This is a genomic window from Actibacterium sp. EMB200-NS6 (assembly GCF_001305615.1).
Lineage (GTDB): Bacteria > Pseudomonadota > Alphaproteobacteria > Rhodobacterales > Rhodobacteraceae > Actibacterium_A > Actibacterium_A naphthalenivorans.
Genome location: NZ_CP010869.1, coordinates 1881357 through 1904005 on the forward strand (window position 1 = coordinate 1881357; position 22649 = coordinate 1904005).

The following is a 22649-nucleotide window of genomic DNA, read 5'->3' on the forward strand; positions in this document are numbered from 1 at the left end:
ATCCCCGGCCTATCCCCGGCGCCGTGCAAGCCAGCCTTCGAGCCGGTCCAGAATTTCGGCGGCGATTTCGGCAGCGGCGATCTCGTCGATCGCCTCGGCCAGAAACGCCAGCGTCAGCATGTCGGTCGCCTCGCTCCGGGGCACCCCGCGGGCGCGCAGATAGAACAGCGCATCCTCGTCGAGCGCACCCGAGGTGGAGCCATGCGAACAGGCCACGTCGTCGGCATAGATCTCCAGTTCCGGCTTGGCCAGGAACTGCGCGTTGTCATCCAGCAGCAGCGCCTGGCTGATCTGGTAGCCGTCGGTCTTCTGCGCCCCCGCCTTGACCAGGATCTTGCCCTGAAACACGCCGGTGGCACCGTTACGCAGCACCTTCTTGAACACCTGACGGCTTTCGCAATTCACTGCGTCGTGGGTAACGAACACCGTGTCGTCATGGTGAAAATCGCCGTCGCCCAACGCCACGCCCGCGATATGCGCCGAGGCGTCATTCCCGGTCAGCTCGATCACCGCCTCGTTGCGGGTCATCACGCCATTGGCTGTCATGGTGAAGGATTTGAACAGGCTCTCGGCCCCGAGCCGGGCAAAGATATGGGTGACCGCCTGCCGCTCGTGATCACGGCCCTGGGCGCGGATATGGTGGAAGGCGGCCTTGTCGGCGACCTCCACCTCCATCACCTTGTTGAACCGTGCTGCCGCCGGTCCGTTTTCCAGAACGGTCAGTTCCGCCCCCTCCTCCACCTTGATCACATGGTGCAGCATCGCATCGGATGTCTCTGATTCATGGAGATAAACAAACCGGATCGGCTTTTTCACCACGCCGGTGGCGCGGAGCAGGATCCCGTCATGCGCGAAGGCGGTGTTGAGCGCGGCCAAGGGGCGCTGAACCGGCGCCTGCCCGCGCTCTTCCAACACGCCGTAAACGTCTTTCGCCCAATGGATATCGGCAAGCGCGGCCTCTCCAAGCCGCTCGATCACGACCCCTTCGAGCGACAGCTCGTCCGACGCACCCGCATCGAAGACACCATCCCGAAAGACGATATCGAGCGTATCCAGATTGCCGTAAATCGGGCTTTCATCCGAAACAGAAAACACCGCAGCGGCGGCCGCCTGCGGGGCGTTCAGACCGGTCGGGTTCGTGTATCTCCAATATTCATCCCGCCGCCCCGGCAAGCCCATCGCCCGCAGCCGGGCCAGCGCCCCGGCCTGTGCCGTCTCGATCCAGGCCGCGCCCGTCAGCGGCGAAAGGGCGGCGATCCGCGCCTCGGTGCTATCCAGTTTTGCTTGTGGCAGGCCCATCACGCAAACTCCGCCAGAATATCGGCATAGCCGTTTTGCTCGACCTCCAGCGCCAGCTCGGGCCCGCCCGTCTTGACGATGCGGCCAGCGGCCATGATATGCACCACGTCAGGTTTGATATGGTCCAGAAGCCGTTGATAATGCGTGATAACCACGAAGCCCCGCTTGCCGTCGCGCAGCGCGTTCACGCCTTCGGAGACCAGCTTCATCGCATCCACGTCCAGCCCTGAATCGGTCTCGTCGAGGATGCACATCTTGGGTTCCAGCATCGCCATCTGCAGGATCTCGTTGCGCTTCTTCTCGCCGCCCGAAAAGCCGGTGTTGACCGGGCGTTTCAGCATATCGGCATCAATCTTCAGCGTCTTGGCCTTGGCGCGGACCAGTTTCAGGAAATCGGCGGCGCTGATCTCCTCTTCGCCACGGGCCTTGCGCTGCGCGTTCACGGCGGTGCGCAGGAAGGTCATGTTGCCCACGCCGGGGATCTCGACCGGGTACTGGAACGCCAGGAACAGCCCCGCCGCGGCGCGCTCTTCAGGCTCCATCTCCAGCAGGTCCTCCCCGTCTAGCATTGCCGAGCCGCCCGTCACCTCATAGCCGCCGCGGCCCGACAGCACATAGCTCAGCGTCGATTTGCCAGAGCCGTTCGGCCCCATGATGGCATGAACCGAACCCGGCTCGACCGTCAGATCGACGCCCTTGAGGATTTGCTTGTCCTCTTCTTCAAGTTTGACCTGCAGGTTTTTGATCTCAAGCATTTTTCTCTCCGGAATATCTTTGGGCCGGCAGCAGGCCGGCGGCGCGCCATGCCGATGAGGCGATGGCGCCAGAAGGTGTCAGCTGTGCGCAAGGGCGCCATGCTTGCGGCACGGCACCAGATTTGTGCGGCGGCGCGAAGGCGCGGCTCAGCCGCCGATGGTCAGGAACAGGATAGAATTGGGCTGCGTACTGGCGATCACGCCGCGCACCCAGGCATCGCTGAAGATCAGCGCGAACAGGCCGGGCGCGCGATGCACGGCCATATGCATGCACAGCGCCGCAAGCCCGATGCCGAACCCCTTTGCCGCCAGATGCTCGGGCGATTTCATGTTGGTGGCCATGCGGATCACGAAAGACACGACCATCGACATCGCCATATCCATCGCCAGATAATCCGCCAGCACATCCGCCCCGGCGCCCGCGCCGCCCAGCAGATGAAACCGCACGTAGCGCGAGGCGAACAGGGTGAACAGCCCCAGGAAAAACGCCATGACGATCGACAGCGGGTAGAGCGCGTTGCCAAGACGCGGCGCCTTTTTCGCCGGCACCGCCCGGGGCCGCGCGACGACCACGCCGTCCGGCACGAACTGACGGCCCGAGCTGATCCGGGCCAGCCGCTGTTCGAACCCCGCCTTGTTCACATTCATGGTCATCCCTGCCTCCGACCGCGTGTTGCGGTGAAACTGGCGCCGAAATGTGGCAGGTTTTCGATAGAAAACGCGTCATTTTTCGCCTTATCCCAGTGTGACAGCCGTGCCGCTGGCCGAAACCATCAGCATGTTGTTGATCACCTCGTAATCCAGATCGACGCCGACCACCGCATTGCCGCTCACGGCCGCGGCGCGCTCTTCCAGCTCGCGCAGCGCGGTGCCGCGCGCCTCGGCCAGGCTCTGCTCATAGGCACCGGACCGGCCGCCGATGATATCGGTGATGCCCGCGAACAGATCGCGGAACACGTTGGCGCCCAGAATGGCCTCGCCCACGACGACGCCGTGATAGGCGGTGATCTTGCGGCCCTCGACAGAGGGCGTGGTGGTTACGATCATGTCCTGATATCCCTCTCCGGCCTCATCGCCACGCGTGGCATCACCCCACCGACCCTTCCAGCGAGATCGCCACAAGCTGCTGCGCCTCCATGGCGAACTCCATCGGCAGCGCCTGCAGCACGTCGCGGCAGAACCCGTTCACCACCAGCGCCACGGCCTCTTCCTCGTCCATCCCGCGCGAGCGGCAATAGAACAGCTGGTCGTCATCCACCTTCGAGGTCGTCGCCTCATGCTCGACCCGCGAAGAGCTGTTTCGAACCTCGATATAGGGCACCGTATGGGCCCCGCATTTGTCGCCGATCAGCAGGCTGTCGCATTGGGTATAGTTGCGGCTGTTCGTGGCCTTCGGGTGCATCGACACCAGGCCGCGATAGGTGTTCTGGGCCCTGCCCGCCGAAATCCCCTTCGACACGATGCGCGACTTGGTGTTCTTGCCCAGATGCACCATCTTGGTGCCGGTATCGGCCTGCTGCATGTTGTTGGTGATGGCGATGGAGTAGAACTCGCCCTGGCTGTCATCGCCGCGCAGAATGCACGACGGGTATTTCCACGTCACGGCAGAGCCGGTTTCAACCTGCGTCCACATCACCTTGGCGCGATCCCCGCGACAATCGGCGCGCTTGGTCACGAAGTTATAGATACCGCCCTTGCCCTCCTCGTCACCGGGGAACCAGTTCTGGACGGTGGAATATTTCACCTCGGCGTCTTCCTCGATCACGATCTCCACCACCGCGGCATGAAGCTGCGCCACATCGCGCTGGGGCGCGGTGCAGCCTTCCAGGTAGGACACATAGCTGCCCTTGTCGGCGATGATCAGCGTGCGCTCGAACTGGCCGGTGTTTTCGGCGTTGATGCGGAAATAGGTGCTCAGCTCCATCGGGCATTTCACGCCCGGCGGCACATAGACGAAAGAGCCATCGGAAAACACCGCGCTGTTGAGCGTGGCATAGAAATTGTCCGATTGCGGCACGACCGACCCAAGGTATTTCTTGACCAGTTCGGGATGGTTCTTGATCGCCTCTGAGATCGAGCAGAAAATCACCCCGGCCTTCTTCAGCTCCGCCTGAAAGGTGGTGCCGACGGAAACGGAATCGAACACCGCGTCAACGGCAACCTTGCGCCCCTCGGCAGGCATGTCTTCAGCGCCCTCGACGCCGGCAAGCAACATCTGCTCCTTCAGCGGGATGCCCAGCTTTTCATAGGTCGCCAGCAGCTTCGGATCGACCTCGTCCAGAGACTTCGGTTTCACATCCATGCTCTTGGGGCGGGCGTAATAGAACTGATCCTGAAAGTCGATTTCAGGATAGTCGACCATCGCCCAGGTCGGCTCTTCCATGTTTTCCCAGCGGCGATAGGCCTGAAGCCGCCAGTCGGTCATCCATTCGGGCTCTTCGTTCTTTTCCGAGATCAGGCGAACGATATCCTCGTTCAGCCCCTTGGGAGCATATTCCATCTCGATCTCGGTTTCCCAGCCGTATTTGTACTTTCCGGCCATGGATTGCACGGTCTCGACCGTTTCACGGTCCACGCCTTCCCGAACCTCGGTGTCTTTCACGGTTGCCATGATCGCATTCCCTCTCCGCGCCACGGGGGCGCTGATCCTGTGTTCCCTGTCACGCCGCGCGGGCGCGAAATTTCTCATGCCGCGCCAGCCAGGCGCGTGCGAATCTCTGAATCTCGTCTTCGGTCGTATCGGGGCCAAGCGAGACGCGAATCGCCGATCCGGCCATCGCCTCGTCAAACCCCATCGCCGCCAGCACCCGGCTGGCCTTCACCTTGCCGCTGGAACAGGCCGAACCGGCCGAGATCGCGAAACCGGCCAGATCCATCTGCATCACCTGCGTTTCGCCCTTCCAGCCGGGCGTGATGAAGCAGGATGTGTTGGGCAGCCGTCTCGCGTCTTTCCCGACAAAAATAGTCTCTTTTGAGCCATCCGCAATGGCGGCTTCCAGTTTGTCGCGCAACTCCGCCACCCTGTCCCAGACGCCGGCGGCCAGATCGCGCGCCGCCGCCTCGGCCGCGGCCCCAAAGCCCGCGATGCCGGTCACGTTCTCGGTGCCCGAACGGCGCCCCATCTCCTGCCCGCCGCCGCGAATCCGCGCCGAAACCTCGGTCCCGCGCCGCACGACCAGCGCCCCGACACCCTTCGGGCCGCCAAGCTTATGCGCCGAAATCAGCGCCATGCCGACGCCGGACCAGTTGAAGGCCACCGGCAGCTTGCCAAACCCCTGTGTCATGTCCGAAACCGCCAGCCCCTCGGGCAGTTCCTGCAAGATACCGGTTTCCGAATTTGCAAGCTGAACGCAGCTCTGCGCGGGATCCTCCACACGCACTTGCCCCATGCTGTCGACCGGCAGCACAGGCCCGGTCCAGGCCGCCACCGCGTCATGCTCGATCCCGCCCGCGCTCAGCCCGCGCCCCGCCAGCGCCAGCGCGGCCGCCTCGGTGGCCGAAGAGGTGAAAATCACATCCGCCCCGTCCGCGCCAAAGGCGGCGGTCACCTGCGCGCGCGCGCGCTCCACCAGCGCCTTGGCCGCCCGCCCCTCGGCATGAACCGAAGACGGGTTGCCCAGCACATCCATCGCACCGATCATCGCCGCGCGCGCCTCGGGCCGCAGCGGCGTCGTGGCGTTGTGATCCAGATAGGCCCGGCCGCTCATCCCCGCCCCCTGGCTTCTTCTCGGCGCAAATACTCCCGCCGGAGGCACCGCGCGCCGCCAGGCGCGCGCCCCCGAAAACCTGCCGCGGCACGCGGCCCTTGGCGGGCGGTCCGGTTCATACCTCGTCCACCACGGTGAACAGCGTCGGCACCGCCGGGCAGGGGGTCAGCTCATTGGTGATGACATCGGAAAGGCGGGTCTGGTGCAAAAACACATAGACATGGGCCGACAGCCCCTCCCACAACCGGTTGGTCAGCGATTGCGCCTTGGTGCCCGACAGCCCGCCCGACGCGCCCGCGCCGGTGTGCATCGCGCTCACGGTCTCGTCCACCGCGCACAGGATATCGGCCACCCGAATCTCCGCCGGGGCCTTGGCCAGCCGGTATCCGCCGCCCGGCCCCCGCGCCGATTCCACCAATCCCGCGCGGCGCAGCTTGACGAACAGCTGCTCCAGATAGGGCAGCGAAACGTTCTGGCGGCGCGAAATCTCGGCCAGAGAGGTCAGCGCGCCGTCGGGCTGCAGGGCCAGATCGGCCAGTGCAACCATGGCATAACGCCCTTTGGTGCTGAGTTTCATGGGATGACCCCTCGCAAATGGTTGACGGCGGGGGTCAGGGTTATTACCTCCCTATCCACCCGAAACCGGAGCACAGTCCGGATTTAGAATTGTTCTAGGTTGTCTGAGGGAATTCGTCAAGAATTCCGATCAGGCCCCGCAGTTAAAGAGACATATATGCCCGAGGTCATCTTTCCCGGCCCCGAAGGACGGCTCGAAGGCCGCTATCACCCGCAAAAGGAAAAAGACGCCCCGATCGCGATCATCCTGCACCCGCACCCGCAATTCGGGGGCACGATGAACAACAAGGTCGTCTATAATCTGCACTACGCGTTCTACAACATGGGCTTCACCGTTCTGCGGTTCAATTTCCGTGGCGTGGGCCGCAGTCAGGGCGAATACGATCAGGGAATCGGCGAATTGTCCGATGCCGCCTCGGCGCTCGACTATCTGCAGTCGATGAACCAGAACGCCAAGCATTGCTGGGTCGCCGGGTTCAGCTTCGGCGCGTGGATCGGCATGCAGCTGCTGATGCGCCGGCCCGAGATCACCGGCTTCATCTCGGTCTCGCCGCCCGCCAACATGTATGACTTTTCGTTCCTGGCGCCCTGCCCCAGTTCCGGCCTGATCATCAACGGCGGCGCCGACCGCGTGGCGCCCCCGGCCGATACCCATGCGCTGGTCGACAAGCTGCACGAGCAAAAGGGCATCACCATCACCCATCAGGAGGTGGAAGGCGCCGGGCATTTCTTCGAAGACCCGCATATGGACACGCTGATCGACAACGTGGACAGCTACGTGCGGCGGCGGCTGACGGAAAACACGCGCTGACGAGCCCGCGGCGGGCGTTGTCGAGGATCCGACAGACGCCCGCCCGGAAACACAACCGGAAACACAACACGCGGCGCGGCGCCCGGACGGGCGCGGCTTACAGGATTTCGATCGTCTCCAGAACCTGCGCCACGTTGGTGACATCACGCAGGATCAGATCGGACGCGCCCGGCAGGTCGACATGCAGATCGCCCGCGGTCACCGTGGCCGATTTGAACGCCTTGCGCAGACCGCTTTCCAGCAGCAGCGTATCCTCGGCGGGGTCGAAATCCTGAATCACGTCCTGGCCGTTGTCCTTGCGCAGAACGAAGCTGTCGGCCCCGGCCCCGCCTGACATCCTGTCATTGCCCTTGCCGCCGGTCAGCATGTCGCTCCCCTTGCCGCCATCAAGCTTGTCCTTGCCGCCGCCGCCCAGCAACACATCCCCGGAGCCGCCGCCGCGCAGGACATCCGCCCCCTTGCCGCCCTCCAGACGATCGTTTCCCTTGCCGCCAAGGGCGGCGTCGTTGCCCTGCTTGCCGGTGAAGTCGTCGTCTCCGCCGCCGAGATCCACAAAGTCGTCGAACTTGGTGCCGGCGATCTTGTTGTCATCATTCGAATAGGTCCTGGCGCCATAGCTGTAGCTGGCGGCCACGAACGCCCGCGCCGAATCCACCGACATCGAGGCAAAGGTCGGCGCACCGTTGAAGGTAGGGGAATGCAGGCCGCTGACGGCCACGTTCACCTCGAACCCCGCCTTGGGCTGCGCCAGCCCGGCCTCCAGCAACAGCGGCCCGGTGGTTTGCAACGCATAGGTATAAGGCAGCCCATAGCCATAAGGGGCCATGAAGGCTTCGGGTCCGATATTGCTGGATGAAACCACGAAATCGTCGAATTCGGGCGCCTGGCTGCCGGGGCTGAACTCGACCGCAAGGGTGCTGGACAGCCCCCCGTATCCATAGCCAGAGCCATAATTCACGACCAGCGCCTGCCCCAGCATTTCGGTGGTGAAATTCAGCACGACCTGTTCGATCCGGCCAAGCGCGGGAAGGCCCGGCACCAACACCGCCCCCCGGACAATTTCGGGCTGAATCGGCGATTCCGCGATGCTGCTTTCGACGGTAAATGTCTTTTGGGCCATACTGTTCCCCATTCATACAATCACTAATAAAGACGAATATGTCTGCGCCAGACCTCTAGACGCGGTTCATGTCGTTCATGCTTCAAACGGCAGACGCTCCGCCTGATGGGCAACAAACCGCGCAACCGCCACAGTTGCGGGCTGGTTTTCCAAAACGGCGCGCCACCTCTGTATACCTTTGCATACCACCTTTCCCAACGCCCCTCTTTGCGCTATGACGCGTGCAAGCGATTCACCCAGAAACAAGAGGGCCAGCCCATGACGAAGATCAAAGTCGAAAACCCCGTTGTCGAACTCGACGGCGACGAGATGACCCGGATCATCTGGGACTTCATCAAGAAGAAACTGATCCTGCCCTATCTCGACATTGATCTGCTCTATTACGATCTGGGCATCGAGGAGCGTGACCGCACCGACGACCAGATCACCGTGGACGCGGCCGAGAAGATCAAGGAAATCGGCGTCGGCGTGAAATGCGCGACCATCACCCCCGATGAGGCGCGGGTGGAGGAATTCGGGCTCAAGCGCATGTACCGCTCGCCCAACGGCACGATCCGCAACATCCTGGGCGGCGTCATCTTCCGCCAGCCGATCATCTGCAACAACGTGCCGCGCCTTGTGCCGGGCTGGACCAAGCCGATCGTCGTGGGCCGCCATGCCTTCGGCGATCAGTACCGCGCCACCGACTTCCTGTTCCCCGGCGCGGGCAAGCTGACGATCAAATTCGTCGGCGAAGACGGCACCGAGATCGAGAAAGAGGTGTTCGACGCGCCCTCTTCCGGTGTCACCATGGCGATGTACAACCTCGACAGCTCGATCATCGACTTCGCCCGCGCCTCGATGAACTATGGTCTCAGCCTCGGCTGGCCGGTGTACCTGTCGACCAAGAACACCATCCTCAAGGCCTATGACGGCCGGTTCAAGGATCTGTTCCAGAAGGTCTACGAGGAAGAGTTCGAAGAGAAGTTCAAGGCCGCCGGCATCACCTATGAACACCGCCTGATCGACGACATGGTCGCCTGCGCCATGAAGTGGAACGGCGGCTATGTCTGGGCCTGCAAGAACTACGATGGCGACGTGCAGTCGGATACCGTGGCGCAGGGCTTCGGCTCTCTCGGCCTGATGACCTCGGTGCTGATGACGCCCGATGGCAAAACGGTCGAGGCAGAGGCCGCCCACGGCACCGTCACCCGCCACTATCGCCAGCACCAGAAGGGCGAGGAAACCTCGACCAACTCGATCGCATCGATCTACGCCTGGACCGGCGGCCTGAAGCACCGCGCCAAGCTGGATGGCAACGACGCGCTGATGAACTTTGCCGAGACGCTGGAAAAGGTCGTGGTGGACACGGTCGAAAGCGGCTTCATGACCAAGGATCTGGCGCTGCTGGTCGGCCCCGATCAGAAATGGCTGACCACGATGGGCTTCCTGGAAAAGGTCGACGAAAACCTGAACAAGGCGCTGGCCGGCTGATCACGGCCACCTGACCGAACGGAAAGGGCCGGGTTTTTCCCGGCCCTTTGCTTTTCCGGCGCTTGAAAAATGGCAGCAGTTCTGCCCTAATATCGCCATGTGCCCCGCCCCTGTTCCGATTCCGACATCCGATTCCGCCCGGCATACGCCGCTGGAGGATGCGCAGGGCCTGTCGATCGGCATTCTGATCTGCGCCATCGGCATCAACCTGCTGACCTACATGGGGTTTCTGACCGGGCAGACCGCGGGCATCGCGCTGATCGTCTCTTATCTCAGCGGCCTGTCGTTCGGGCTGGTGTTCTTCGCGATCAACCTGCCCTTCTACTGGTTCGCCTACAAACGGCTCGGGCTGGAATTCACCCTCAAATCCATCGGCTGCGTCACCGCTCTTTCGGTGCTGACCGAAAAGCTGCCGCTGGGGTTCACCGTCGCCCATCTCAACCCCGCCCTAGGCGTGGTGATGTTCGGGGTGCTGACCGGGCTGGGCCTGCTGGCCGTCTTTCGCCACAAGGGCAGCCTGGGCGGGCTGGGCGTTATCGCGCTGATGATCCAGGACAGCACGGGGTTTCGGGCCGGATATGTCCAGTTGATCGTCGATGCGCTGATCTTTTTCTGCGCGCTGTTCCTGTTCGACACGCGCGTCGTGCTTTATTCGCTGGCCGGGGCGGCGGTGCTGAACGGCGTCATCGCCTTCAACCACCGGCGCGACCGCTATATCGCCGACTGAGAGCGGCGCGCGCCCTCTGGACAATCGAGCAGATTCGGGGTGACCTGCAGCATCATGTCCGACGCCAAGATCCACACCCCGCTGGAAGACGCCCAAGGCCTGCTGGTGGGCACCGCCCTTGTGGCGCTCTCGGTGCATCTGCTGCATGGCGCATCGCTGATCACCGGCCAGATCGCCGGGCTGTCGCTGCTGCTCTCCTATGTCAGCGGCTGGAGCTTCGGCGCCTTCTTCTTTGCGCTCAACCTGCCGTTCTACTGGCTGGCGCTGCGCCGTTTGGGCGGGGCATTCACGCTCAAGACCTTCTGCGCGGTGGGGCTGATGTCGCTGTTCACCGAACTGCTGCCCCATCTGATCACCTTCGAGCGGCTCGATCCCGCCGCCGCCGCCGTGCTGGCCGGGGTCACGGCGGGCGCCGGGCTGCTGGCGCTGTTCCGCCACGGTGCCAGCCTGGGCGGGGTCGGCATCGTGGGGCTGTACCTGCAGGACAAGACCGGGTTCAAGGCGGGCTGGACCCAACTGATCTTCGACGCCTGCGTGTTCATCCTCGCGCTGTTCCTGCTCCCGATCGCGACGGTGCTCTATTCGCTTCTGGGCGCGGTGGTGCTGAACATCATCATCGCCACCAATCATCGCCGCGACCGCTATATCGCCCGCTAAGGCCCCGCCCATGCCCGTACATTACATCTTTCTGATGATCGCCGTCGTGACCGAAACCATTGGCACCACCGCCCTTCAGGCCAGCCACCAACTGACCAGGCCGGTGCCCACCGCCATCATGCTGACCGGCTACACGCTGTCGTTCTACTTCATGTCGCTGGCGCTGAAGGTGATGCCGCTGGGCGTGGTCTACGCCATCTGGTCGGGTCTGGGCATCGTGCTGATCGGCGGCATGGGCTGGCTGCTGTTCGGGCAGCGCATCGACCTTCCCGCCGCGCTCGGCATGGGGTTGATCATCGCCGGGATCGTCATCATCCACCTCTTCTCGAAGGCCACACCGCACTAAGCGGCGTTTCGCCTCTGGCCTTTTGCCGGCGCAGCATGTATCGCGGCGCCAATCTCTTCTTTCTTTATGCAGGCAGGCCCCCATGGACCTTCGCAATATCGCGATCATCGCGCACGTTGACCACGGCAAGACCACACTTGTCGACGAACTTCTGAAACAATCCGGCACCTACCGGGAAAACCAGGCCACGACCGAACGGGCGATGGACAGCAACGATCTGGAGCGTGAGCGCGGGATCACCATCCTGGCCAAGGCCACCAGCGTCGAATGGAATGGCCACCGCGTCAATATCGTCGACACGCCCGGCCACGCCGATTTCGGCGGAGAGGTCGAGCGCATCCTGTCGATGGTCGATGGCGTCGTCTTGCTGGTCGATGCCGCCGAAGGCCCGATGCCGCAAACCAAATTCGTGACCTCCAAGGCGCTGGCCCTCGGGCTGCGCCCGATCGTGGTGCTCAACAAGGTCGACAAGCCCGACGCCGAGCCCGAGCGCGCGCTGGACGAGGTGTTCGACCTCTTCGCCAACCTCGGCGCCACCGATGAACAGCTCGACTTTCCGCATATGTATGCCTCGGGCCGTAACGGCTGGGCCGACATGGAACTGGACGGTCCGCGCAAGGATCTGCACGCGCTGTTCGACCTGATCCTGAAACACGTGCCCGCCCCGGCGCAGCAGCAGCATCGCGACGAACCCTTCCGCATGCTGGCCACCACGCTGGGCTCGGACCCGTTCATCGGCCGCATCCTGACCGGCCGCGTCGAAAGCGGCACCCTGAAGCCGGGCGAGAGCGTCAAGGCGCTGGCCCGCGACGGCAGCCTTGTCGAAAACTTCCGCGTCACCAAGATTCTGGCCTTCCGGGGCCTGGGCCAACAGCCGATCGACGTGGCCGAGGCCGGCGATATCGTCAGCCTGGCCGGGATGACCAAGGCCACCGTGGCCGACACGATCTGCGCCCCCTCGGTGACCGAGGCGATCCCGGCCCAGCCGATCGACCCGCCCACCATCACCGTGACCTTCGGCATCAACGACAGCCCGCTGGCCGGCAAGGACGGCAAGAAGGTGCAGAGCCGCGTCATCCGTGACCGGCTGATGAAGGAGGCGGAATCGAACGTCGCCATCAAGGTGACCGACACCCCCGGCGGCGAAGCCTTCGAAGTGGCCGGGCGCGGCGAATTGCAGATGGGCGTTCTGATCGAGAACATGCGCCGCGAAGGGTTCGAGCTGTCGATCTCGCGTCCGCAGGTGCTGTTCCGCGAAGAGAACGGCGTCAAGCTGGAGCCGGTCGAGGAAGTCACCATCGACGTGGATGACGAATATTCCGGCGTCGTGATCGAAAAGCTGACCGGCGTGCGCAAGGGCGAGCTGGTGGAAATGAAAGCCGCCGGTGCCGGCAAGACCCGGATCATCGCCCATGTGCCGTCGCGCGGGCTGATCGGCTATCACGGCGAGTTTCTGACCGATACCCGCGGCACCGGGGTTCTGAACCGCGTGTTCCACGACTGGGCGCCGCACAAGGGCCCGATTCCGGGCCGTCGCGCCGGGGTTCTGATCTCGATGGAATCGGGCATTTCGGTGGGCTATGCGATCTGGAAGCTCGAAGACCGTGGCAAGTTCTTCATCGGCGTGCAGGAACCGGTCTATCAGGGCATGATCATCGGCGAGCACAGCCGCGAGAACGATCTCGAGGTGAACCCGCTGAAGGGCAAGCAGCTGACCAACGTCCGCGCCAGCGGTACCGACGAAGCGGTGCGCCTGACGCCGCCGGTCAAGATGTCGCTGGAGGCGGCTATCGCCTATATCGACGATGACGAACTGGTCGAGGTCACGCCGAACGCGATCCGGCTGCGCAAGCGCTATCTCGATCCGCACGAGCGCAAGCGCCATGCACGGGCGGCGGGGTAACCCCCGCCGCGCGGCGCGTTCTCAGGCCTTGATGTCGAAGACGATGACCGGCAGGTCATCCATCTGAAGCGTCGCGGCCTGAACCGGCACCGGGCCTTTCTCGAACAGAGCCTGCAGATCCTCGGGTGTCGGATCGACACCCCGAACGATCGCCTGCGCGATCGGCCCCTCCTTGAGCTGGATATGGCCATAGACATAGGGGGCGATCTTTTCGAACCGCGGGTGGCAGGCGGGCGTGATGTTGTGGCTGGCGAACAGCAGCGTGGCCTCGCCGCTCAGCTCCACCCCCTCGACATTCCAGCTTCCGCAATGCTCACAGCACCCCGTCGGCGGGAAGGTGAGTTTGCCGCAATCGGCGCATTTTATGGCGCGGTAGACGCCGGCCGAAAGACCCTCGTAGTACCAGCGGATCATGCTCGGCTGTTCAGCAGTGGCTTGCATCTTACATCCCTCCCAGAACGATCACGGTGCCGATCATGGCGTAGCCGTGGGTGTGAATGACGGAGATCTCGGGCGGCTTGGCAATCTGCCGCGCCCCGGCCGCGCCGCGCATCTGAAGCACGGCCTCATAGGTATCGCTGCCGGCGCTGGCGCCCCAGGCGTGGCCGAACGCATGGCGGCCGCCATGGGTCGACATCGGCCGGTCGCCGTCATACCGCAACCGCCCGTCGCGCGCGGCGGTCAGCATCGTGCCAGGCTCCAGATAGCCGATCATTTCGGCGGTGCAGACGCCCGAGATATGCGAACAGTCATGGGTGTGCAGATAGTCGATGTCCTTGGCGCTGATCTCGGCCATTCCCATCGCCGCATCCACCGCGCGTTTGTCGAACTCCCAATAGGTGGGATCCTCGCCGTACCATGGCAGATCGCTGTAGCTGATGCCGAACCCCTTCAGCTCGACAGGCTGCGACTTGCCGCTTTTCGCCAGATCGGCCCGTGTCAGCACCATGGCCGAGGCCCCGTCGGCGGTCGTCACAAGGCTCAGCAGGCGCGACGGCCACGCCACGAAAGGGTTGCTTTCGGGCGACTGCCAATAGGCGTAGACATCATCGAACCCCTTGCGTTTGGCCGCATCCTCCAGCGTTTCCTGGATATTCGCCTTCGGGTTCATCGCCCCGTGCTGGCGCCGTGTGCGGCAGATCTCGAACATGCCGCGATCGAAGTCCTCGATCGAAATGCCGTATTTGCGGCAATAGCCCAAACCCACCAGACCGTTATAGGCGGAAAAGATATCGTATCCCTGCGGTACACCATAGGCCTGGTTCACGGCCATGTCCGTCCAGAGCCAGGTTTTCTGATGCGAAATCGGCTCGCGCTCGTAGGGGCTGTAGCCTTTCACCTTGGTCCGGGTCGTTTCCAGCCCGTAGACCAGAACCGTATCGTAGACCCCTGCGGCAATCGCCATCGCAGCCATCGCCGCCCCGACATTGGTTGTCGAGCATTGGGCCTCGAAGTGCACACCGCTCTTGAACTGGGTGCCGGTCCATTTCGACAGTTGCGAATAAGTTCCCGGCAGCTGAGAGCTGTGGGTCATCGCGTTACCGGCAAACACCGCATCGACATCCTGCCCCGTCAGTCCGGCATCGTCGAGCGCCTCTTTCACCGCGTCGGCGGTGAGTTCCTGAATGGTTTTTCCCTTCAATTCGGGGGTTTCCAGAAGATCGCCAAAACGTGAACAGCCCACACCGCTGATCGCGACGGGCTCTCGCAGCTTGTTGCGCATGAGACTACTCCCCACTTGTCGGCCGCATCGCGACCCGCACAACCGCGGGCCACGAGGGCGCTGGTAGCAAGGGGGAGTATAACGCCGGGCCGGATGCCGCCCTTGATCTGGCGCAAGCGGCGGCAAGCGCGGGCCAAGGCCCGGACGCGGCCCGCGATCAGCTGACTTCGACGATCACCAGTTCGCGCTCGGACGCGCCGCGCGCGTGGTTCAGGGCCTCCTGATATTCGGGGCTGTGGTAACAGGCCTCGGCCGCCTCGACCGAGGCGAACCGCGCCACCACGTTGCGGGGCCGGTCGGTGCCCTCAAGCTGAACATAGCGCCCGCCACGGGCGATGAAGCTGCCGCCGTGCTTTGTGATCGCGGGGCCCGCCAGCGCCGCATAGCGGCCATAGGCCTCTTCGTCGGTCACGGTCACATGTGCAATCCAGAGCGCGCCCATCCTATCCCCCGATCACCGCTTCGGCGGCGCTGATCGCGGCCTCTGCGTTCGCGGCATCCTTGCCGCCGCCCTGCGCCATGTCAGGCCGGCCGCCGCCGCCCTTGCCGCCCAGTTCCGCCACTGCGGCCCTCACCAGATCGACGGCCGAGACCCGGCCTGTCAGATCCTCCGTCACGCCCGCGGCCACCGCCGCCTTGCCGCCGGCATCGGCGATCAGCAGCACCGCGCCCGACCCGATCCGCGCCTTATGCGCATCGATCAGCGCCGGAAGATCCTTGCCCGACACGCCCGAAAGAACCTGAGCAACGAACGGTATGCCATTGATATCATGCGATTCCGGCGCTTCGGCCGCGCCGCCCGACATGGCCAGGTCACGGCGCAGCTGCGCCACTTCGTTGGTCAGCGCCTTGCGTTCGTCCATCAGCGCCTTTACCCGTTCGACAACCTCGGCCGGCTGCGCCTTCAGCACAGAGGCGACCTCGCTCAGCCGTTCGTCCTGGGCCGAGAGGTAATCCAGCGCCGCCTGCCCGGTCAGCGCCTCGATCCGCCGCACACCGGCGCTGGAGGCACTGTCGCCCAGCACCACGCACAGGCCGATATCGCCGGTCTGTTTCACATGGGTGCCGCCGCACAGTTCGATCGACCAGGTCTTGCCATCGGCGCCCTTGCCGGTGGGCGCGCGGCCCATCGACACCACGCGCACCTCGTCGCCGTATTTCTCGCCGAACAGCGCCTGCGCGCCGATGGCGCGGGCATCGTCCGGTGTCATGATCCGGGTCTCGACCGGGGTGTTCTGGCGGATGAAGGCGTTCACCTCGGCCTCGACCTTCTCGATCTCCTCGGGGCTCAGCGCCTTGGCGTGCGAAAAGTCGAACCGCAGCCGATCCTCCGCGTTCAGCGACCCGCGCTGCGCCACATGCGGGCCAAGCGCCTCGCGCAGGGCCTCGTGCAGCAGGTGGGTGGCCGAATGGTTGGCGCGGATCGCCGCGCGCCGCGCGTGATCAACCTCCAGCTCGGCGCCCTCGCCGGGCAGGATGCGCCCCTTCGTCACCTCGGCAAAATGGATGAACACCCCGGCGGTCTTGCGCGTGTCGGTGATGCGCGCCGCGCCGCTCTCGGTCTTCAGCGTGCCGCTGTCGCCGACCTGGCCGCCCGATTCCGCATAGAACGGGGTCTGGTTGACGACGATCTGCACCTTGTCGCCCTGTTCCGCCGCCGTCAGCGCCGCGCCATCGCGGACCACGGCTATCACCTGGCCCTCGGCCCGCTCGGTGTCATAGCCCAGAAACTCGGTCGGGCCGTGCTCTTCGGCCAGATCAAGCCAGATCGCCGCATCACTTGTTTCGCCCGACCCCGCCCAGCTTGCGCGCGCCTTGGCCTTCTGCCCGGCCATGGCCGCATCGAACCCGGCGGTATCCACCGCCCGGCCCTTTTCGCGCAGCGCGTCCTGCGTCAGATCCAGCGGGAACCCGTAGGTATCATACAGCTTGAACGCCGCCTCGCCCGGCAGGTCAGACCCTTCGGGCAGCTTCTCCAGCTCGTCATCCAGCAGCCGCAGGCCGCGCTCGAGCGTCTGGATGAACCGCCCTTCCTCCTGCTTCAGCGTCTCTTCGATCAGCGCCTTCGCCCGGCCCAGCTCGGGATAGGCCGCGCCCATCTGCGTGACCAGCGCCGGCACCAGCCGGTACATCAGCGGATCCTGCGCGCCCAGAAGATGCGCGTGCCGCATCGCCCGGCGCATGATCCGGCGCAGCACATAGCCGCGCCCCTCGTTCGAGGGCATCACCCCGTCGGCGATCAGGAAAGAGGTGGAGCGCAGATGGTCGGCGATCACCCGGTGATGCACATTGCCCGGCCCGTCCGGCTCGGTCGAGGTGGCATTGGCCGACGCCTCGATCAGGCTGCGCATCAGGTCGGTATCATAGTTGTCATGCTTGCCCTGCAGCAGCGCGCCGATCCGCTCCAGCCCCATGCCGGTGTCGATCGACTGCATCTCCAGCGCCTTCATCGAGCCGTCGGCGAACTGCTCGTTCTGCATGAAGACCAGGTTCCAGATCTCGATGAAGCGGTCGCCATCCTCTTCGGCGCTGCCCGGCGGGCCGCCCCAGATCTGATCGCCGTGATCATAGAAGATCTCGGTGCAGGGGCCGCAGGGGCCGGTCGGACCCATCATCCAGAAATTGTCATTGGTCGGGATGCGGATGATCCTGTCATCCGACAGCCCTGCGGTCTTTTTCCAGATCGTGGCGGCCTCGTCATCGGTGTGGTAGACCGTGACCAGAAGCTTGTTCCTGTCGATCCCGAATTCCTTGGTCAACAATTCCCACGCATAGGGAATCGCCTCTTCCTTGAAATAATCCCCGAACGAGAAATTGCCGAGCATTTCAAAGAAGGTATGGTGGCGCGCCGTATAGCCCACATTATCCAGATCGTTATGCTTGCCGCCCGCGCGCACACATTTCTGCGCACTGGTCGCGCGGGTGTAGTCGCGATGCTCCACCCCGGTGAACAGATTCTTGAACTGCACCATGCCCGAGTTCGTGAACATCAGCGTCGGGTCGTTGCGCGGCACGAGGGGGGAGCTTTCCACAACCTCATGGCCGTTCTTGGCGAAGTAGTTCAAAAAGGTCGAACGGATTTCGTTCAGGCTCGGCATGCTCTTCTGGCCTTTCGCGGCGTAACTTGGCGGATCAGCCCCGTTTATCGCCGCATGCGGGGCCTGTCCACAGCAAGAAAAAGGCCGGGGGCGCGGCCCCGGCCTCTCGCGTGATCATGCTGCCAGGGGTCAGGCTTCCAGAATATCGTCGTCGGATCCGTTGAATTCCAGACCATGCGCCGCGCGGATCTTGTCTTCGATCTCCATCGCCATCTCGCCGTTCTCGCGCAGGAAGGTCTTGGCATTCTCGCGGCCCTGGCCGATGCGCTCGTCACCATAGGAATACCAGGCGCCGGATTTCTCCACCACGCCGGCCTTGACCCCAAGGTCAAGCAGTTCCCCGGTCTTGGAAATGCCTTCGCCATACATGATATCGAATTCCACCTGCTTGAACGGCGGCGCCACCTTGTTCTTGACCACTTTCACGCGGGTCTGGTTGCCCACGACCGCGTCCCGGTCCTTGATCGAGCCGATGCGGCGGATGTCCAGCCGGACGGAGGAATAGAATTTCAGCGCATTGCCACCGGTCGTGGTTTCGGGCGAGCCGAACATCACGCCGATCTTCATGCGGATCTGGTTGATGAAGACCACCATACAGTTGGAACGTGAGATCGAGCCCGTCAGCTTGCGCATTGCCTGGCTCATCAGGCGCGCATGGACGCCGACGCTGCTGTCGCCCATATCGCCTTCAAGCTCCGATTTCGGGGTCAGCGCGGCAACCGAATCGACCACCACCATGCTGACCGCGCCGGAGCGGACCAGCGTATCGACGATCTCCAGCGCCTGCTCACCCGTGTCGGGCTGGGAAATCAGAAGCTCATCCAGGTTGACGCCCAGCTTTTTCGCATATTGCGGGTCCAGCGCGTGCTCGGCATCGACAAAGGCGCAGACCCCGCCCTTTTTCTGCTCTTCGGCCACGCAATGCAGCGTCAGCGTGGTTTTGCCGGAACTTTCAGGGCCATAGATCTCGATCACCCGGCCCTTCGGCAGCCCGCCGATGCCAAGCGCGATATCAAGACCCAGCGATCCGGTCGAGGTCGCCTCGATCTCCGTCACCGGGTTGTCGCCGCCCAGCTTCATGATCGACCCCTTGCCGAACTGCCGCTCGATCTGCGCCAGCGCGCTGTCCAGCGCCTTTTGCTTGTCGGAATTGCGCTTGTCACTCATGGTAAGAAGGTCCGCCGTGGCCATTGTCCTGCATCCTTATTCCACAGCCGCGCGGGGGCGGCAATCGTTGCTCTTGTTCGCCTCTTGTTCTCACCCTTATGAGATCAAAAAGAGAACATTTCAAGAAGTTTCTCTTAAAACTATGTTCAGCCATCGTTGGTTAAAGAGTAGTTTACGCAAAATGCCGAAATTTAAGAAAAAGCGGGGCAATCGGGCGATGATGGTTTTCTGGGAGGCGGGGCTGGCCTTGCTGGCGGTGCCAAAGACGGGGACACAGGCCCTTGCGGCGGCGCTCGGGGAACGGGCCGATCTGGTGATCCGCAACCCGCCCGCGCTCAAACATATGACGGCCGACCGGTTCCGGCGGCGGCTGCGGCCGGTGCTGGAACAGAACAGCGCGAAAAAGCTGACCACCGTCGCGGTTCTGCGCGACCCGCTCGACTGGCTGGGCAGCTGGTACCGGTATCGCGGGCGGCCGGGGCTGAGCGGCCGGCCCAATTCCACCGCCCGCATCAGTTTTGACCGGTTCGTTCTGGATTATCTGTCCGACGCCCCGCCGGCCCATGCGGCCGTCGGCTCTCAGTTTCGCTTCGTGACCAACGGCAATGGCAAGGTCATCGTTGATACGCTGCTGCCCTATGAGGCGCCGGAGGCCTTGCTGGCCTTCCTGTCGGCACGCCTGGGGTTTCCGGTATCACCGCCGCCCCAGCGCAATGTCTCGCCCGAACGCCCCCTTGCGCTTTCCACAGAAACAGAGGCCCGGCTCCGGACACAATTGGAGGCGGATTTCGCGCTTCATGCGGCTGTCCGGAACGGCGCCCACGGGGCATGAGACGGACGGCTCAATGCAACTGGTCGCGCACCGTCATCGTGAGTTCGGCCAGAGAGAAGGGTTTGGGCAAAAACACCGAGTTCGGAATCCGTGGCTGCGTGTCGGAAAACGCATCCTCGGCATAGCCAGACACAAAGACAACCCGCGTGTCCGGGCGATCCTCCAATGCCCGCCGCACCCAGCTTGGCCCGTCCATTCCGGGCATCACCACGTCGGTGACAAACACGTCGACCCGGATGGCGTCATCGCTCAGGGTTTGCAGGGCCTCCTCGGCGCTTGCGGCCTCTAGCACCGTATAGCCCCGCATCCGCAATGCGCGCGAGGCGAAGGCCCGAACCGGCGCCTCGTCCTCGACCAGAAGAACAACGCCCTCTCCCGGCCTGGGCGCCGCTTCTGCGGCCGTTTTCGGGGCCGCGCCGTTCCGCGCGGCGCCTGATACGAGATCCGCCAGCCCGTCACCGGCCGCGCGCGGCCCCTTGTCATCGGGGCACGGCTCGGCGGCCGCAACCTTTGGCAGGGCGGGCAGAAGATCCGCGCGGTCGCCGGCCCGCGCGTCCGGCAGGACCGGGCCCAGAACCGGCAGGTAGATCGTGAAACAACTGCCCGAGCCCGGCACGCTGTCGACGAAGATGAACCCGCCTGACTGCTTGACGATGCCATAGGCCGTCGACAGGCCAAGCCCCGTCCCTTCGCCGACACGCTTGGTGGTGAAGAACGGCTCGAAGATCTTCGACAGCTTGTCCGCCGGGATACCCTGCCCCTCGTCCACCACCCGGATCAGCACATAGTCGCCGGGCGGCACCACGGCGCGATCGCGGCGCAGCTCCTGCTTCATGTGGTGCAGCGCGGTCTCGATCCTGATCTCGCCGCCGGTGGGCATCGCGTCCCGCGCGTTGACCACAAGGTTCATGATCACCTGCTCCAGCTGGCGCTTGTCGGCCCGGATCGGTGCCAGCGCCGGGTCATGCGACACCGTCAGCGAAACCCGCTCTCCCACGAGGCGATTCAACAGATGGCTCAGGTCGGTCAGCGTATCGCTCAGATCCAGCACCTCGGGCCGCAGGGTCTGCTTGCGCGAGAAGGCCAGCAACTGCCCGACAAGGCTGCCGGCGCGGTTGGCATTCTGGTTGATCTGCATCAGATCGTTGTAATCCGGATCGCCCTGATCATGCCGCAACAACAACAGATCGCAATGGCCGGTGATCGCGGTCAGCAGGTTGTTGAAATCATGCGCCACACCGCCCGCCAGCTGCCCGATGGCCTGCATCTTCTGGCTCTGAACGAACTGTGCCTCCAGCGTTTTCAGCTCGGTCGCGTCGTGAAGCACGGCGACAAGGCCGTCCTGGCCGGGTTCGGCGGGCGCCAGCGTGATCTGCAGGAACACGTCTTCGGCGCTGCGCCGCACCCGCAACACCTCGGAGCGGTGGGCGGCCGGGCCTTCGGGCACCGACGCCAGCCAATCCAGCACCGAGCGGCCCAGACCTTCGACCAGATCGGAAAGGTTGATCGGACCGCCGGGCTGGCCAAGCAGATCACGCGCCAGACGGTTCGCCATTCTCACCGTGCCATCGCGCGAAAGCCGCAACAGCGCCACCGGAAGCGCATCGAACGCTTCGCCGTCGAACTCGGCCGCCGGCGCGACCGTGCCCGAGGGCAGAAGATAGACCTCTTTGCGGCCGTTCTGCCCTTCGATCTCGACGCATCTTGCGTCTACCGGGCCATCGGCGCCGCGAAGCCGGGCCAGATCGCCGGGATGTGCCGGCGGCGTGGCGAAAACCTCGTCCACCGAACGGGCGCGGGTGCCCAGAACCCGCCGCAGCGCCTCGTTCATGAACAGAACCGTACCGTTCCGGCCGACCGTCATCAGCGGCAGGCTCAACCCCTCTGCTGCGCGTGTGGTGCCACGCTCCTGCATCTCGTCGAAGCGCCAGAAGAAGGTGCCGGATTGCGCGGAATGAACCGAGACCCGGACATGCCCGCGCCGCGTCACCACGTCTTCGCGCGCGGCGCCCTGCGCGTCGGCACGGGACTGCAGGCGATGGATCACCGAGGCGGTATTGGCGAAAAGCTCGCCCATCGCGCGCACGAGCGTTTCGTGCCGCCCGGCACCGAATCGCGTGCCCGCCGCCGGGTTGCGATAGATAACGGCGCCATCCCCATCTGTGGCAAAGGCCGGAACCGGATCGTTTTCGGAAAACGCAGCCAGTGCGCGCAGGTCGGGCGGGCGCGGGCCGAACCGCGGCAGGATCCACGCCAGCGCCACCAGCGTCGCGAGCGACAGGCCCGCCGCGGCCAGCACTCCGCCCGGCGCGCTGTCGCGCGACACGAAGGCACCGGCCAGACAAGCCAGCGCGGCCAGCATCATCCGCACGCGCCGCGCCGAAAGGGCGGCCGCGATGCGCAGCATTGGGCCGGGACTGTGCGCCGGGATGGACACCATCTGCCTCCGTTGCGA

21 protein-coding genes are annotated in these 22649 nt (G+C 64.1%); 7 read left to right on the forward strand and 14 right to left on the reverse strand.

Annotation, left to right across the window (positions count from 1 at the left end; genetic code table 11):
* Positions 1–9 precede the first annotated feature (9 nt).
* The 7 genes from sufD to TQ29_RS09190 all read right to left on the reverse strand — a co-directional run bounded on the left by sufD (position 10) and on the right by TQ29_RS09190 (position 6338).
* Positions 10–1299: a Fe-S cluster assembly protein SufD gene (gene sufD, locus TQ29_RS09160; RefSeq protein ID WP_054538896.1), complete on the reverse strand. Its 1290-nt coding sequence runs from the start codon at positions 1297–1299 to the stop codon at positions 10–12.
* On the reverse strand, positions 1299–2054 hold the full coding sequence (gene sufC, locus TQ29_RS09165) for a Fe-S cluster assembly ATPase SufC (protein WP_054538897.1): 756 nt from the start codon (positions 2052–2054) through the stop codon (positions 1299–1301). The genes sufD and sufC overlap by 1 nt, the downstream gene beginning before the upstream one ends.
* A 147-nt stretch (positions 2055–2201) precedes the next feature.
* The gene (locus tag TQ29_RS09170) at positions 2202–2708 is read right to left on the reverse strand and encodes a hypothetical protein (protein WP_157445558.1); all 507 of its coding nucleotides are present in this window, start codon (positions 2706–2708) and stop codon (positions 2202–2204) included.
* 81 nt (positions 2709–2789) lie between these two features.
* A complete protein-coding gene (locus TQ29_RS09175) occupies positions 2790–3101 on the reverse strand; it encodes a heavy metal-binding domain-containing protein (RefSeq protein ID WP_054538899.1) in 312 nt (103 codons plus the stop codon).
* Between the two features lie 40 nt (positions 3102–3141).
* On the reverse strand, positions 3142–4665 hold the full coding sequence (sufB, locus tag TQ29_RS09180) for a Fe-S cluster assembly protein SufB (RefSeq protein WP_054538900.1): 1524 nt from the start codon (positions 4663–4665) through the stop codon (positions 3142–3144).
* Between the two features lie 49 nt (positions 4666–4714).
* Entirely contained in the window at positions 4715–5761 is a 1047-nt protein-coding gene (locus TQ29_RS09185; protein WP_054538901.1) for a cysteine desulfurase family protein, read from the reverse strand.
* A gap of 115 nt (positions 5762–5876) precedes the next feature.
* Positions 5877–6338 carry an Rrf2 family transcriptional regulator gene (locus TQ29_RS09190; protein ID WP_054538902.1) on the reverse strand — a complete coding sequence of 154 codons (462 nt, stop codon included), beginning with the start codon at positions 6336–6338 and terminating at the stop codon, positions 5877–5879.
* A gap of 156 nt (positions 6339–6494) precedes the next feature.
* Between TQ29_RS09190 and TQ29_RS09195 the strand changes: the two genes are divergently transcribed.
* Positions 6495–7148 carry an alpha/beta hydrolase gene (locus TQ29_RS09195; protein WP_037206669.1) on the forward strand — a complete coding sequence of 218 codons (654 nt, stop codon included), beginning with the start codon at positions 6495–6497 and terminating at the stop codon, positions 7146–7148.
* A gap of 97 nt (positions 7149–7245) precedes the next feature.
* Here the strand turns inward: TQ29_RS09195 and TQ29_RS09200 are convergent, their stop codons facing one another.
* Positions 7246–8268, reverse strand: coding sequence for a calcium-binding protein (locus TQ29_RS09200; RefSeq protein WP_054538903.1), 1023 nt, complete (start codon positions 8266–8268; stop codon positions 7246–7248).
* A 258-nt stretch (positions 8269–8526) separates the two neighbouring features.
* Here TQ29_RS09200 and TQ29_RS09205 point away from each other — a divergent pair, with 258 nt between their 5' ends.
* The 5 genes from TQ29_RS09205 to typA all read left to right on the forward strand — a co-directional run bounded on the left by TQ29_RS09205 (position 8527) and on the right by typA (position 13374).
* Positions 8527–9741 carry an NADP-dependent isocitrate dehydrogenase gene (locus TQ29_RS09205; RefSeq protein WP_037206667.1) on the forward strand — a complete coding sequence of 405 codons (1215 nt, stop codon included), beginning with the start codon at positions 8527–8529 and terminating at the stop codon, positions 9739–9741.
* A 97-nt stretch (positions 9742–9838) separates the two neighbouring features.
* Complete coding sequence (locus tag TQ29_RS09210; RefSeq protein ID WP_054538904.1) at positions 9839–10468, forward strand: YitT family protein; 630 nt, start codon at positions 9839–9841, stop codon at positions 10466–10468.
* A gap of 54 nt (positions 10469–10522) precedes the next feature.
* Positions 10523–11125, forward strand: coding sequence for a YitT family protein (locus TQ29_RS09215; protein WP_054540388.1), 603 nt, complete (start codon positions 10523–10525; stop codon positions 11123–11125).
* A 10-nt stretch (positions 11126–11135) separates the two neighbouring features.
* Complete coding sequence (locus TQ29_RS09220; RefSeq protein WP_054538905.1) at positions 11136–11471, forward strand: multidrug efflux SMR transporter; 336 nt, start codon at positions 11136–11138, stop codon at positions 11469–11471.
* 82 nt (positions 11472–11553) lie between these two features.
* Positions 11554–13374 (forward strand): translational GTPase TypA, encoded by a 1821-nt coding sequence (gene typA, locus TQ29_RS09225; protein ID WP_054538906.1) that lies wholly within the window; start codon positions 11554–11556, stop codon positions 13372–13374.
* 21 nt (positions 13375–13395) lie between these two features.
* On the opposite strand, the gene TQ29_RS09230 is transcribed toward typA, so the two are convergent.
* The 5 genes from TQ29_RS09230 to recA form a co-directional block, all read right to left on the reverse strand.
* Positions 13396–13815 carry a Zn-ribbon domain-containing OB-fold protein gene (locus TQ29_RS09230; protein WP_054538907.1) on the reverse strand — a complete coding sequence of 140 codons (420 nt, stop codon included), beginning with the start codon at positions 13813–13815 and terminating at the stop codon, positions 13396–13398.
* A 1-nt stretch (position 13816) separates the two neighbouring features.
* Positions 13817–15097, reverse strand: coding sequence for a thiolase family protein (locus TQ29_RS09235; RefSeq protein ID WP_054538908.1), 1281 nt, complete (start codon positions 15095–15097; stop codon positions 13817–13819).
* A 157-nt stretch (positions 15098–15254) separates the two neighbouring features.
* The gene (locus TQ29_RS09240; protein ID WP_054538909.1) at positions 15255–15539 is read right to left on the reverse strand and encodes a DUF1330 domain-containing protein; all 285 of its coding nucleotides are present in this window, start codon (positions 15537–15539) and stop codon (positions 15255–15257) included.
* A 1-nt stretch (position 15540) separates the two neighbouring features.
* On the reverse strand, positions 15541–18195 hold the full coding sequence (gene alaS, locus TQ29_RS09245) for an alanine--tRNA ligase (protein WP_054538910.1): 2655 nt from the start codon (positions 18193–18195) through the stop codon (positions 15541–15543).
* Positions 18196–18324: 129 nt separating this feature from the next.
* A complete protein-coding gene (gene recA, locus TQ29_RS09250) occupies positions 18325–19386 on the reverse strand; it encodes a recombinase RecA (RefSeq protein WP_054538911.1) in 1062 nt (353 codons plus the stop codon).
* 193 nt (positions 19387–19579) lie between these two features.
* On the opposite strand from recA, the gene TQ29_RS09255 reads away from it, so the two are divergent.
* The gene (locus TQ29_RS09255; protein ID WP_082386744.1) at positions 19580–20194 is read left to right on the forward strand and encodes a hypothetical protein; all 615 of its coding nucleotides are present in this window, start codon (positions 19580–19582) and stop codon (positions 20192–20194) included.
* Positions 20195–20204: 10 nt separating this feature from the next.
* Here the strand turns inward: TQ29_RS09255 and TQ29_RS09260 are convergent, their stop codons facing one another.
* On the reverse strand, positions 20205–22634 hold the full coding sequence (locus TQ29_RS09260; protein ID WP_082386589.1) for an ATP-binding protein: 2430 nt from the start codon (positions 22632–22634) through the stop codon (positions 20205–20207).
* Positions 22635–22649: the final 15 nt, after the last annotated feature.